The organism is Citrobacter sp. Cu233 (assembly GCF_030332225.1).
In the GTDB taxonomy this organism is placed as follows: Bacteria; Pseudomonadota; Gammaproteobacteria; order Enterobacterales; family Enterobacteriaceae; genus Citrobacter.
In genome coordinates this window covers 528,173-540,537 of record NZ_JAOWIF010000031.1, presented here as the reverse complement: position 1 = coordinate 540,537, position 12,365 = coordinate 528,173, and the positions used below count along the sequence as shown (strand labels likewise).

The window sequence follows — 12,365 nt, the reverse complement described above, 5'->3', positions numbered from 1 at the left end:
CACCCATGCGATCAGGATGCGACTATGAATGCCATGTACCCCACCCTTGAAGAAGCCATTGATGCAGCCCGTGAAGAGTTTCTGGCTGATAATCCAGGCCTTGAATCTGACGAAGCCAGTGTCCAGCAGCTGAACGTACAAAAGTACGTGTTACAGGATGGCGATATCATGTGGCAAGCTGAATTTTTTATCGACGAAGATGATGGTGAAGGCGAATGTTTGCCCATGCTGAGCGGTGAAGCGGCACAAAGCGTTTTTGATGGTGACTATGATGAGATTGATATTCGCCAGGAGTGGCAGGAGGAAAATACGCTCCACGAATGGGATGAGGGTGAATTTCAACTGGAGCCTCCCCTTGATACGGAGGAAGGGCAGACCGCAGCCGATGAATGGGATGAACGATAGTTACTCGTAAGGCCCATGGTGTATATCGAGCGGTAATAGCAATGTATCAAACACCAGCGAAAACGGCAGATCCAGGATGGTGACATAACGCCACGCAGAGTCCCGGACATCCCACTGCACGCCTGGATAGTATTGATTTCCGTGTCCTTGTCCAGGGATCGTCCGGCTAATAATGCTGCCGCATCCGCTAAGAAGAAAGACCATCATTCCCACAGCCAGTATTCGCACTGGATACCTCGTAACGTTTATATTCAGTATAAAAAAATACCGGCTCCAGGCCGGTATTTTTACGTTTCACAGGCTTATTTTTTCCTGAGCGCCAGTGGGTTCAGAGAGATCCCCTGATAATAATTAACCCATGAAGAATACTTATCTGGTGAATTCCAGACGCGATAATGTAAACGCGCCATGGTCACCGGATCGCTCAACAGAACCAGGCGGCGATCGCGATTCAGTTTCTCCGGCGTTTCATTCAACGCCTGCTCAACATGGCGATCGCGTGCGATTTCAAGCACGTTACTCGCACGATGGCGCGCAGTAGCCATTGCCGTTGCCAGCGCGTTAAACGACGGGTTAAACACGGCGTGCATGAAACCGTCATCCAGCGAACGATTACGGTTCAGCTCCAGATAGTTATCCGTGTCCACCAGCACCTTCGGCGGAGAATACTCTTCCGGGATCAGGAACAGCTTCCAGCGTTTGGTACGTAACCCAACCGTTGAACGGCTGGAAATGACGGAAACAAACGGCGACAGGATGAGTGAAAAGACAATCGGAGCCAGCCAGAACAGGAAACGCAGATCCAGCCAGGCCATCCCTACTGCCCACACCAGGCCCAGCAACAGCTGAGAGCCGTGACGCATAAACGCCTCACCCCACGGAGTGGAGTCGTCATCGCGTTGCGGCGAGTTCCACACCACTTCCCATCCGAGGAAGGCACTCACCACGAAAACGGTGTGGAACAGCATACGTACTGGCGCCAGCAGCACGGAGAACAGAACCTCCAGCAGCAACGACAGCGTGACGCGAATAAATCCACCGTACTCTTTCGTGCCTTTGCACCAGATAAGCAGAATACTCAGCAGCTTCGGCAGGAACAGCAGCACCATCGTTGAGGCAAACAACGCGATAGCCAGCTCAGGACGCCACTGCGGCCAGACCGGGAACAGCTGACGTGGCTGCAGGAAGTACTGCGGTTCCGTCAACGCATGGACCACCTGTAAGGCGGTAGAAAGGGCAAGGAACATGAACCATAACGGTGCTGACAGATAGGACATCACACCGGTCAGGAACACCGCACGATGAACCGGGTGCATCCCTTTAACCAGGAAAAGACGGAAGTTCATCAGGTTACCGTGGCACCAGCGACGATCACGCTTGAGCTCATCCAGCAGGTTCGGTGGCAGCTCTTCATACGAGCCCGGCAGATCGTAAGCAATCCACACGCCCCAGCCCGCACGACGCATCAATGCCGCTTCCACGAAGTCATGGGAGAGGATCGATCCCGCAAACGAGCCTTCGCCCGGTAGCGGTGCAAGCGCACAGTGCTCAATAAACGGTTTCACACGAATAATCGCGTTATGACCCCAGTAGTGCGACTCACCCAACTGCCAGAAGTGAAGTCCGGCGGTAAACAGCGGGCCATAAACGCGGGTAGCAAACTGCTGGCAGCGCGCGTACAGGGTGTCCATGCCAGACGCTTTCGGCGAAGACTGGATAATCCCGGCATTCGGATTCGCTTCCATCAGGCGTACCAGACCGGTCAGACAATCTCCGCTCATCACGGAGTCAGCATCCAGCACTACCATATAGCTGTACTGGTTGCCCCAGCGACGGCAGAAGTCATCAATGTTACCGCTTTTACGCTTCACGCGGCGACGACGGCGGCGGTAGAAAATCTGTCCTTCGCCCTGCACTTCGGCAATCAACTCCATCCACGCCTTTTGTTCCGCGACGCAGATATCGGGGTTGTAGCTGTCACTCAGAATGTAAACATCGAAATGCTCCGCATTCCCCGTGGCTTTAACTGACTCCCACGTAGCGCGCAGGCCCGCGAATACGCGGTCAACGTCCTCGTTACAGATAGGCATGATTAGCGCGGTACGGTGCTCGGGATTCAGCGGTTCATCCCCTACCGTTGAGGCAGAAATACTGTACTTGTCACGCCCAATAAGCAACTGCAGGAAACCCATCAGCGCAGTCCAGAAACCGGCTGATACCCAACAAAAAAGCACGGCAAACAAAATGAGGATACCGGTCTGTAGCACATAAGGCAGCAACTGCATAAAGGAAACCCACAGGTCCTGCCCCACCATATCCGCCGGATTAATGAACGCCCATCCCTGATAAGGAAGGATCGTCTTCATATACCAGGTCGCTACGACCGTTTGCGCCAGCGTTAAGATCAACAGCGTATAACGGCGGATCGTGCCGACGGTACGCCATTTCTGCTCACTCTCTTGTTCTTCTTTCGTCAAACGAGAAAGATAACGCGGCGTGACATCGCGCCCACGCAGGCGATCCCAAAAACGACCAACCGGGTTAGTACGCCAGGGATCGGGGAACATTGAGGTACGCGTTGCTTTCGGCATTGCCTGCAGCTGGTCACGCCCTTCATCATCCTTTATCAACTGATCTTTGGCCAGAGAGTCTGGCCAGGCTTGCTCAAGGCGAGCTTTTACAGACCCCTGCGGTGAATCATCTTCGCGCGAGTAAGTACGGTGCTCGGCATCCAGCGCCTGATGAACGGCGCGGATGTCAGTTTTCGGCAGTGCCGCTTTTTCGATATCCGAAAGCGGCATTGCGTCAATATACTCAGTTGTCTTATTCATTGGCAGGTAACTGGTAGCTCCAGGTTTCACTCAACGGCTGATCGGCATTGGCCAACGCAGCACGCATTTCAGTGGTTTTCTTCGCATCTTTCACTTTCACGCGCAGCATCAAACGCCAACCTTTCGTAACCGGGTTGTAACGTACGGTGTTTTCCACGATTTCACCGTTGTCACCAATGCTGGTTTGCGCGGTAATCGGGGTGTCCTGCGGCAGCTTCTTCATCTCGGTGCCAGTGAAATCCACCACAAACGCGATAGTACCGTCAGGCTGACGAATGAGATTGGATTGTTTGACATCCCCTGTGGAACGGCGAGTCTGCTGTACCCACGCATTTTCTGGCGCATGGAGCTTATCTTCATCACGCGTAAACGTCAGGGTGTACTTAAAGTTCATCTCTTTGCCTGCTTCCGGCAGTTGATCCGGCGTCCAGTAGGCAACGATGTTATCGTTTGTTTCGTCGTTAGTTGGGATCTCAACTAATTCAATTTTGCCTTTACCCCAGTCGCCTTTTGGCGTGATCCAGGCACTTGGGCGCAGGTCATAACGGTCGTCGATATCTTCGAAACGGGAGAACTGACGCCCACGTTGCAACAGGCCGAATCCTTGCGGGTTTTCCATAGCAAAGCTGCTCACCGCGAGATGTTTCGGGTTATTCAGCGGACGCCAAATCCACTCGCCGTTACCCGCGTGGATAGACAATCCGTTTGAGTCGTGCAGTTCAGGACGATAATTTGTCGTCGGAGAAGGCTGGTTCGGCCCGAACAGGAACATACTGGTTAACGGCGCTACACCCAGTTTGCCCACTTTATCGCGCAGATAGACTTTGGACTGAACATCCACAACCGTGTCACGGCCTGGAATAATCACAAAGCGATACGCCCCGGTCGCGCGCGGGGAATCCAGCAGGGCATAAATGGTTAAACGTTTGTCAGTCGGTTTTGGACGTTCGATCCAAAACTCACGGAAGCGGGGAAACTCTTCACCAGAAGGCAGAGCGGTATCTATCGCGAGACCGCGCGCAGACAGACCATAGACCTGGCCTGCACCAAGAACGCGGAAATAGCTGGCACCGAGCATGCTGACGATTTCATCGTTTTTATCTTTGCTGTTGAGCGGATACAACACCTTAAACCCGGCGAATCCCAGATCTTTTACGGTGTCTTTATCGTGCTGCACATCGCCAAAATTAAAATAATCCGGGCTGTATTTGATTTTTTTCACCGCAGTCGCGGTAACTTCGTTAATCTTGACCGGCGTGTCGAAGTACATACCCTGGTGGTAGAATTCGAGCTTAAATGGGGTCTTGAGATTGCTCCAGTATGCTTTGTCGCGATTAAACTGGATCTGCTGATAATCCGCATATTTCATGTCGCGGAAAACGGAGGGCAAGTTACTTTTTGGCGCCTCGTAGCCTTTATCGGCTAAGGATTGAGCTTGCTTTGCAACATCATCAATACTGAACGCCCAGCTCGATGATGTGTACAGCGTTAACATTACTGCTGCACCCAACCAACGCATTTTCATCATTTGTAGTTTATGTTTCATAATTAGTAAGCACTTCCCCCTTTGTGTGCTTATATTGATCCGATCCATTTTAATGGATAATCGGGTATTCCGACAACTGAATCCCTGTATTGTTCGCGTGCTGGCTCATGGTTTAAGCAGGTTCGTCTACCTGTTTTCACTTTGAGTGCTTATCCTGGAGACAGGTTGTTGGACTTCGTGTAGGGTTGCCGTCGAATGTAACCATAATTCGTCTTAGGGATAAGACGAAAAGTCTGAGAATACGTAACTGTCTATGAGCTCTGTATCTCCACCGCGTGAATATTTTCTGGATTCCATCCGTGCCTGGCTGATGTTGTTGGGGATTCCCTTCCATATCTCGCTGATCTACTCCACACATACCTGGCATGTGAACAGCGCAGAACCGTCATGGATATTGACCCTCTTTAACGACTTTATTCATGCATTTCGCATGCAGGTCTTCTTTGTTATTTCGGGTTATTTTTCATACATGCTGTTTTTGCGCTACCCCTTAAAGCGGTGGTGGAAAGTGCGTGTTGAACGCGTGGGGATCCCGATGCTGACCGCAATCCCGCTACTCACACTGCCGCAATTTATCATGCTGCAATATGTGAAAGGCAAAGCCGACAGCTGGCATACTCTCAGTGGATACGATAAATACAACGCCCTTGCCTGGGAGCTGATTTCTCATCTGTGGTTTTTACTCGTCCTTGTCGTTTTAACAACCGTGAGTATGTGGGTATTTAGCCAAATGAAACATCGGTTGACGAGCCCCGATGCCGCCAGCAACTCCACGGTATCGATGACGAAACTGACGTTGATATTTTTGTTGCTTGGTGTCGGATACGCCGCCGTCAGAAGAACAATTTTTATCGTCTACCCTTCTATTCTCAGCGATGGCATGTTTAATTTCATCGTCATGCAAACGCTGTTCTATGTGCCGTTCTTTATGCTCGGCGCACTGGCGTTTATCAATCCCAAGCTGAAAGCACTGTTCACAACGCCCTCGCGCGGCTGCACGTTAGGTGCGGTATTCGCTTTTGTGGCTTATCTGCTCAATCAACGCTATGGAAACGGCGATGCCTGGATGTATGAAACCGAATACGTGATAACGATGGTGATGGGACTATGGATGGTGAACGTCGTTTTCTCGCTCGGCCACCGTTTATTGAATTTCCAGTCAGCCCGCGTCACCTATTTTGTCAATGCATCACTGTTTATCTATCTGGTGCATCATCCGTTAACGCTGTTTTTCGGTGCCTATATCACACCGCACATCACATCAAATCTGCTGGGTTTTCTCTGTGGGCTGCTGTTTGTTGTCGGGATTGCAGTGATATTATACGAAATCCACTTGCGGATACCGGTGCTGAAGTTCCTCTTTTCCGGGAAACCCATCGTTAAGCAGGATAAAAACAAAGCCATTGCCGGATAGCAGGCCTGTGATTGCATGGTTCAGAGCAACCATTCAATCGGTAATACAGAGGCAAGTCTCACCAAAACCCGCTTCCAGAATCCTGTGGCGGGTTCTTTTTTCAATACCCGCTCACTGCCGCCAGGACGATCCACCCAGTTTATCCGGCCCCAGCGGTCCAGGCGCAATTGCCAGGCCACATCACGCTGGCTTTGCATAAAGCGTTTATGAATCAATGACGCCAGCACTTCACTCTCAATCACAAATCCCATTTCCGTATTGAGCAACGTTGAGCGCGGATCAAAATTAAGCGAGCCGATGAAAACGTTGCGACCATCAATACTGAAGGTTTTCGCATGCAGGCTGGAGCCTGAATTCCCGGTCAACCCGCGATCATGCACCACAGCGCCGCGATCGCGGGTGGGTTTTAGCTCATACAGTTCTACACCATAGCGCAGCAATTTTTTCCGCCAGCGCGCATATCCTGCATGCACAATTGCCACATCATTCGCTGCCAACGAGTTAGTTAAAATAGCAATCTTTACCCCTTTTCTGACCAGGCGCAGGAGCTGTGCGACACCGGCTCGTGTCGGCACAAAGTAAGCAGAAATGATATCAATGCGCTCAGTGGGTGAGCCCATGACGTCAAACAAACGCTGCGGTAATAGTGAGTGACGCGGTGCCTTCCCCTCTCCTTTTGCTGGATCGTCACTGAGCAGCCGCGTTTTGGCCCAAATCAGCGACAGTGACCCCTGATCGAGATGCGTCATAAACTGGCTGGTCTCCAGTTTGTGCAAATAGCGCCGGGTAATATCGTCGTTATACCAGGATTCAGGCAGTTCAATGCGTTGAGTCGTTTCTGGCTCAGACAACGCCAGGACTTTTTGTAACGTTGAAACTGACTGACATTGCCAGTATCGCTCAAAATCATCCGCGACTTCTTTCACCACCGGACCAATGGCCATCACGTCAAGATCGGAAAACAGCGGTTCTTCACCCGCACCAAAATAGGCATCTCCGATATTACGCCCGCCAACAAGCGTCACTACACCGTCTGCGGTATAACTTTTATTGTGCATGCGGCGATTGAGCCGGGCGAAATCGGTTAAATACCCCAACGCGCGAAGGATGCGAAATGAGAAGGGATTAAACAGGCGGACTTCAATATTCGGATGGTTATCCAGCAGACGCAGCGTGTCATCAAGGCCCGGCGTGTTGTTATCATCCAACAGCAAACGAACCCGTACCCCACGTTTTGCAGCTGCCAGCAGAACAGAAAACAGCAGCAGCCCGGACATGTCGTTCTCCCAGATGTAATACTGCACATCCAGCGTTCGTTCCGCCATTTCTGTCAGCCGATAACGGGCTGCGAAAGCATCCAGACTATCATCCAGTGCCAGAATGCCGCACTGGTCAGGATGGCTTACGCACAATGGGGTAATGGCACGCTCAAGTCGCGTCATATCAGGCCGTATTATCATCGCCTTGTTGGGTGAGTAATCTCCTGTATAGTCTGGCATTTTCCTCATCAAAACACACGAAGTAGATTTGATCAGGTAGCGCACGGCGGGTGATAAATTTCAGCACCGTATTCACCGCTATCTCCGCCGCCGCCGCACGTGGATATCCGTAGGCTCCGGTGCTGATAGCCGGGAACGCAATGGATTGATAACCATTGGCCAGTGCCAGTTGTAATGAATTGAGATAGGCCTCTTCAAGACGTTCAGCTTCATGATGATCGCCACCCTGCCAGACGGGCCCAACAGTGTGGATCACCGCTTTGGCGGGAAGATTTCCCGCCAGGGTGATAACCGCATGACCGGTTGGACATTCGCCCTGTTGCTGTAATACCTGTTTGCAGGCTTCCAACAGTGCAGGCCCAGCTGCGCGATGAATCGCTCCATCAACGCCGCCGCCGCCCAGCAGCGAGGAGTTGGCTGCATTGACAATCACATCAACGGCGATTGCCGTAATGTCGCCCTGTAAAACATGAACACGCGATTGCATAAGTTCCCCCTGACAAAACACTCTCTGTTAAGTGTACAGCAGGGTTTTCAATGAAATCTCACTTTTTAACCTTCCAGGTGCATATCTACGCCGGAACGATTCATTTATATTCAATATTAAGAATCGCCATATTTTTCTGTTCATTAAGGTACTGCATTTTCACACTGGCAATTTGCTGGAGGCTTTCAGGGGCCATCGCTATCTGTTGTGTGTTATAGCGACGACTCCGTAACTTGCCATCACGTATACATGACAATTCAATCTGTTGTTGTTGCGAGTTCACCTCACAAGGTGATTCAACTATTGCGCCACGGAAATGGATAATCCCGCCAGGTGTGATTTGTTGCGCCGTTGCGGGGAACATAAAAAAAGAAGTCACACACAAACTGGTACTTAAAATACGTTTTAATAAGGTGCTCATAAGGGTTCCTCAATGATAAACCATCCTTGAGGGATCGACGTGATCCTTCACCGCTGCGATTAATGACCAAATAAAAACGTTTTCACGTCTCTATATTCATAGAACAGCACCGCTTTCCCAGCCACACCCTTAAAGCAAATACAGTAAAAAATCATGAGCGACTGCTTGAATCAGGCCACTGCTGGGACAGATGCAATGACTGCCCATCCGAAACGGTAACAACAATGTTGACCGTATCCTCAGGTGAAATATTAAAGCTCAGTTTTGTTAATTCAATCGGCCGATTAGCAGGGATCGACAGGCTTGTTTTCTGTTGTGTTTGGCTTTGCCCCCCCGACCCTTTACGTATGGCAAGAACTTGAACCTGGCACACGCAGGGTTGAGATAACGTCACCTGAGGAATAATGGTATACATCTCACCTTGCTGAGTTGTATTAAAGGTTATTTGATTTGAAAGCGCGGCAATGAGTAATAGCGTATGCATAATATGCTCCCGAAAAAAAACAGGGCTTTCGCCCTGTTTATTATCAGTCATAAAACTGAATTAGTGCTGGTTAGCTGTTGCATTGTTGCCATAACCAACCTGCTGAATCAGAACATTCGAGTCAGATGCAGTCTGATTAACCACTGCACCGTTACGACCACCGAACTGAGTTACACTGATGTCAGCATTTTTTGCATTCCACTGATTGATATCAGCACTGTTCTGGAAGCCAGTCTGTTTCAGGCTAATGGTACTGTCATCAGCACCTTGCCCGACGGTAGCACCGTTACCATGTCCGTGTTGTGTGATGGTCACGTCTGATTTACGTGCATCACTTTGCAGCGCATTCGCAACGTTACTTGACCCATATTGGTAAATACTCAATGAAGAGTCCGGGCCATAATTACTACCACCGTTATGGTGACCATTGCCGTTCAATTGCGGAACAAGGCCTGCCAGAGCACTGCCAGAAACTACGATTGCTGCGAATGCTGCCACTTTTAAAAGTTTCATGGTAAAACCCCCATCGGATTGATTTAAACGTCGTTTACGGATTAGCGTTGAGTAACGCGAATTGCCATTTGCGACTGTCTCTGCACCACAACTGCTGTTTTTTGTGTACCGTACTGGGTAATATTTGCTTTATTACCAGAACCTTTCTGGATAATCATCGCTGTATTACCGTAAGAACTTTGTTTAATACTCGCATCATTGGAGCTGCCCGTTTGATCAATATATGCAAAATTATATGATCCTGTCTGATCTGTTCTCGCCCGGTTACCTGAACCTTCTTGCGAAATGACCGACAATAACTTGCTGCCCTCCTGGCGAGTATTTGCACTGTTAGCAGTGCCAACCTGACCAATAATGGCTGCCTGATTAAATGAAGACTTACTTAATTCATTTACCGCAAAGTTATATTCTGAATTAGCTAAATCATAACTGGTTGCGGATGCAATCCCAGGCACACCCAGTATTGTAAACATCATAAATAACAACTTGTTTTTCATGCTGTCACCCTGGACCTGGTCGTACATGAAGTTAAATTAGTTACCACTCAAATTGTTGTTAACATGGCTTACATTTGTTAACGCCGCGTTACGATGAAGAGTATGTCCGTTGAAACATTTTAAATAACTCACCCGCGAGTGGTATTTTTATATCCAGATTCACACCAAAGTACTAATTAACAGTGAATAACACCGCAACAGGTATAGGTTTTATTTTTATTTCGCCATCCGGAATGAATTTCTATGCAGTCACTGAAAAAGTGCGTTTTCCACGATTTCAGGGCTTCGCAGCACCACGTCGCGATAGTCATCGATGCAAGTCGTGACAAAGGTCAGTTTTTTCTCTCTAAAATTGTCCAACGTAAAGTGGGACAAAGAATTTAGAATTCATTAGAAATCTAAAACTTGTTAATTATTAATTTAAACCTTAAGAATCAATGGATTATTATAATTTGTATGATTTTTTAAATCTATGCAGCAACGGCAAAATGTACAACTTTCCTATCAAATCTAAACTCCAACAAAACCTAAAAATCACATTTAAATATATAATTTTACATCTTGTTACATGTTTAACACTTGCTTTAAGATTTGTAATAGCTAGATTGAAATCAGTTGAAGTCCATTTGTTTTAATATTTTCACCCCGTTGGGTCGATATTTTATTTCTACGCAGCAGTGCAACATCTGTCAGTACTTCTGGTGCCTCTATTTTAGTAGAGACAGCTGTCAGGTGTGCGACTAAAAAGTGGAGTTTCATCATGTTTAATGAAGTCCATAGCATTCATGGTCATACATTATTGTTGATCACGAAACCTTCTTTGCAGGCAACTGCATTATTGCAGCATTTAAAACAATCACTGGCGCTAACCGGAAAACTACATAATATTCAACGTTCTCTGGATGATATTTCCTCCAGCTGCATTGTTTTACTGGATATGATGGAGGCAGATAAAAAACTGATCCATTACTGGCAAGATAATTTGAGCAGAAAAAACAACAATATAAAGACGTTATTGTTGAATACCCCTGATGACTACCCTTATCGGGATATCGAAAACTGGCCACATATCAATGGTGTGTTTTACGCAACTGAAGACGAACAACGTGTCGTTAGCGGCTTGCAGGGTGTCTTACGCGGTGAATGCTACTTCACGCAAAAGCTTGCCAGTTATCTGATCACGCATTCTGGAAATTATCGTTATAACAGCACGGAATCAGCGCTGCTGACACACCGTGAAAAAGAAATACTTAATAAATTGCGTATCGGCGCCTCAAATATTGAAATCGCTCGCTCACTATTTATCAGTGAAAATACGGTAAAAACGCATCTTTATAATCTTTTCAAAAAGATAGCTGTCAAAAATCGTACGCAGGCGGTCTCATGGGCCAATGATAACCTCAGGCGATAAAGCCATGAAACGCTATTTAACCTGGATTGTGGCAGCAAATTTATTCTTTGCTGTCGGGAATCTGCACGCAGCGACAAGCGTGGAGGTGGAGGTTCCCGGACTGTTAACTGATCACACTGTCTCTTCAATCGGGCATGATTTTTATCGTGCATTTAGTGACAAGTGGGAAAGTGAGTACACAGGAAATTTAACTATCAATGAAAGACCCAGTGCGCGTTGGGGAAGTTGGATCACCATAACGGTCAATCAGGACGTTATCTTCCAGACTTTTTTATTCCCCACGAAAAGAGACTTCGACAAAATTGTCGTCTTCGCATTGGCACAAACTGAGGAAGCATTAAATCGCCGGCAAATAGATCAAACACTATTAAGCACGAGCGATTTAGCGCGCGATGAATTCTAAAACATGATTTTGTCCGGAGGCTTTCATGCGTGTCAAACATGCAGTGGTTTTGCTCATGCTAATTTCACCATTAAGTTGGGCCGGAAACATGACGTTCCAGTTCCGAAACCCCAACTTTGGTGGCAACCCGAATAACGGGGCTTTTTTGTTGAACAGTGCTCAGGCACAGAACTCCTATAAAGATCCGAGCTATAGCGATTACGGAATTGAAACACCGTCTGCTCTGGATAACTTTACTCAGGCGATTCAGTCACAAATTCTCGGCGGCCTGCTCACCAACATTAATACCGGTAAGCCGGGAAGAATGGTGACCAATGATTTTATCATTGATATCGCTAACCGGGACGGGCAGTTGCAGTTGAATGTTACCGACAGGAAATCGGGAAAAACATCAACGATCGAAGTGTCGGGTTTACAAACACAGTCAACCGATTTCTAAGCCATAGCCACGAAA

14 protein-coding genes are annotated in these 12,365 nt (G+C 48.2%); 5 read left to right on the top strand and 9 right to left on the bottom strand.

What is annotated here, in order from left to right; translation table 11 throughout:
* Positions 1–33: 33 nt before the first annotated feature.
* Positions 34–405, top strand: coding sequence for a MysB family protein (locus tag OGX95_RS08985; RefSeq protein ID WP_410750023.1), 372 nt, complete (start codon positions 34–36; stop codon positions 403–405).
* Here OGX95_RS08985 and OGX95_RS08980 read toward each other — a convergent pair whose 3' ends face one another.
* From OGX95_RS08980 to mdoG, 3 genes are all read right to left on the bottom strand, one after another.
* Positions 406–633, bottom strand: a complete 228-nt coding sequence (locus OGX95_RS08980; protein WP_061068836.1) for a YceK/YidQ family lipoprotein — start codon at positions 631–633, stop codon at positions 406–408.
* Between the two features lie 74 nt (positions 634–707).
* Positions 708–3,236, bottom strand: coding sequence for a glucans biosynthesis glucosyltransferase MdoH (mdoH, locus tag OGX95_RS08975; protein ID WP_286629192.1), 2,529 nt, complete (start codon positions 3,234–3,236; stop codon positions 708–710).
* Entirely contained in the window at positions 3,229–4,764 is a 1,536-nt protein-coding gene (gene mdoG / locus OGX95_RS08970; protein ID WP_286629322.1) for a glucans biosynthesis protein MdoG, read from the bottom strand. Before mdoG ends, mdoH begins: the two co-directional genes overlap by 8 nt.
* A gap of 271 nt (positions 4,765–5,035) precedes the next feature.
* On the opposite strand from mdoG, the gene mdoC reads away from it, so the two are divergent.
* Positions 5,036–6,196: a glucans biosynthesis protein MdoC gene (mdoC, locus tag OGX95_RS08965; protein WP_286629191.1), complete on the top strand. Its 1,161-nt coding sequence runs from the start codon at positions 5,036–5,038 to the stop codon at positions 6,194–6,196.
* 20 nt (positions 6,197–6,216) lie between these two features.
* Here mdoC and OGX95_RS08960 read toward each other — a convergent pair whose 3' ends face one another.
* The 6 genes from OGX95_RS08960 to csgB all read right to left on the bottom strand — a co-directional run bounded on the left by OGX95_RS08960 (position 6,217) and on the right by csgB (position 10,097).
* On the bottom strand, positions 6,217–7,704 hold the full coding sequence (locus tag OGX95_RS08960; protein WP_286629190.1) for a phospholipase D family protein: 1,488 nt from the start codon (positions 7,702–7,704) through the stop codon (positions 6,217–6,219).
* Positions 7,640–8,182, bottom strand: a complete 543-nt coding sequence (gene ymdB, locus OGX95_RS08955; protein WP_286629189.1) for an O-acetyl-ADP-ribose deacetylase — start codon at positions 8,180–8,182, stop codon at positions 7,640–7,642. Before ymdB ends, OGX95_RS08960 begins: the two co-directional genes overlap by 65 nt.
* Before the next feature lie 100 nt (positions 8,183–8,282).
* Positions 8,283–8,603, bottom strand: a complete 321-nt coding sequence (locus OGX95_RS08950; RefSeq protein WP_286629188.1) for a YmdA family protein — start codon at positions 8,601–8,603, stop codon at positions 8,283–8,285.
* A gap of 151 nt (positions 8,604–8,754) precedes the next feature.
* Entirely contained in the window at positions 8,755–9,087 is a 333-nt protein-coding gene (gene csgC / locus OGX95_RS08945) for a curli assembly chaperone CsgC (protein ID WP_137383204.1), read from the bottom strand.
* Between the two features lie 60 nt (positions 9,088–9,147).
* A complete protein-coding gene (csgA, locus tag OGX95_RS08940) occupies positions 9,148–9,600 on the bottom strand; it encodes a curli major subunit CsgA (protein ID WP_286629187.1) in 453 nt (150 codons plus the stop codon).
* 41 nt (positions 9,601–9,641) lie between these two features.
* Positions 9,642–10,097 carry a curli minor subunit CsgB gene (gene csgB / locus OGX95_RS08935; RefSeq protein WP_048211206.1) on the bottom strand — a complete coding sequence of 152 codons (456 nt, stop codon included), beginning with the start codon at positions 10,095–10,097 and terminating at the stop codon, positions 9,642–9,644.
* Positions 10,098–10,857: 760 nt separating this feature from the next.
* On the opposite strand from csgB, the gene csgD reads away from it, so the two are divergent.
* From csgD to csgF, 3 genes are read left to right on the top strand one after another with little or no spacing between them, the layout of a single operon-like run.
* Positions 10,858–11,508, top strand: coding sequence for a biofilm master transcriptional regulator CsgD (gene csgD / locus OGX95_RS08930; RefSeq protein WP_005129125.1), 651 nt, complete (start codon positions 10,858–10,860; stop codon positions 11,506–11,508).
* 4 nt (positions 11,509–11,512) lie between these two features.
* A complete protein-coding gene (csgE, locus tag OGX95_RS08925) occupies positions 11,513–11,911 on the top strand; it encodes a curli production assembly/transport protein CsgE (protein WP_271442620.1) in 399 nt (132 codons plus the stop codon).
* A 25-nt stretch (positions 11,912–11,936) separates the two neighbouring features.
* Positions 11,937–12,350 (top strand): curli production assembly/transport protein CsgF, encoded by a 414-nt coding sequence (csgF, locus tag OGX95_RS08920; protein ID WP_005129126.1) that lies wholly within the window; start codon positions 11,937–11,939, stop codon positions 12,348–12,350.
* Positions 12,351–12,365 lie beyond the last annotated feature (15 nt).

Bases quoted from the DNA above. Each gene is read 5' to 3' on its own strand.
- OGX95_RS08985 (WP_410750023.1), top strand. From the start codon at position 34: ATGTACCCCACCCTTGAAGAAGCCATTGATGCAGCCCGTGAAGAGTTT.
- mdoH (WP_286629192.1), bottom strand. From the start codon at position 3,236: ATGAATAAGACAACTGAGTATATTGACGCAATGCCGCTTTCGGATATC.
- mdoG (WP_286629322.1), bottom strand. From the start codon at position 4,764: ATGATGAAAATGCGTTGGTTGGGTGCAGCAGTAATGTTAACGCTGTAC.
- mdoC (WP_286629191.1), top strand. From the start codon at position 5,036: ATGAGCTCTGTATCTCCACCGCGTGAATATTTTCTGGATTCCATCCGT.
- OGX95_RS08960 (WP_286629190.1), bottom strand. From the start codon at position 7,704: ATGAGGAAAATGCCAGACTATACAGGAGATTACTCACCCAACAAGGCG.
- ymdB (WP_286629189.1), bottom strand. From the start codon at position 8,182: ATGCAATCGCGTGTTCATGTTTTACAGGGCGACATTACGGCAATCGCC.
- OGX95_RS08950 (WP_286629188.1), bottom strand. From the start codon at position 8,603: ATGAGCACCTTATTAAAACGTATTTTAAGTACCAGTTTGTGTGTGACT.
- csgC (WP_137383204.1), bottom strand. From the start codon at position 9,087: ATGCATACGCTATTACTCATTGCCGCGCTTTCAAATCAAATAACCTTT.
- csgA (WP_286629187.1), bottom strand. From the start codon at position 9,600: ATGAAACTTTTAAAAGTGGCAGCATTCGCAGCAATCGTAGTTTCTGGC.
- csgB (WP_048211206.1), bottom strand. From the start codon at position 10,097: ATGAAAAACAAGTTGTTATTTATGATGTTTACAATACTGGGTGTGCCT.
- csgD (WP_005129125.1), top strand. From the start codon at position 10,858: ATGTTTAATGAAGTCCATAGCATTCATGGTCATACATTATTGTTGATC.
- csgE (WP_271442620.1), top strand. From the start codon at position 11,513: ATGAAACGCTATTTAACCTGGATTGTGGCAGCAAATTTATTCTTTGCT.
- csgF (WP_005129126.1), top strand. From the start codon at position 11,937: ATGCGTGTCAAACATGCAGTGGTTTTGCTCATGCTAATTTCACCATTA.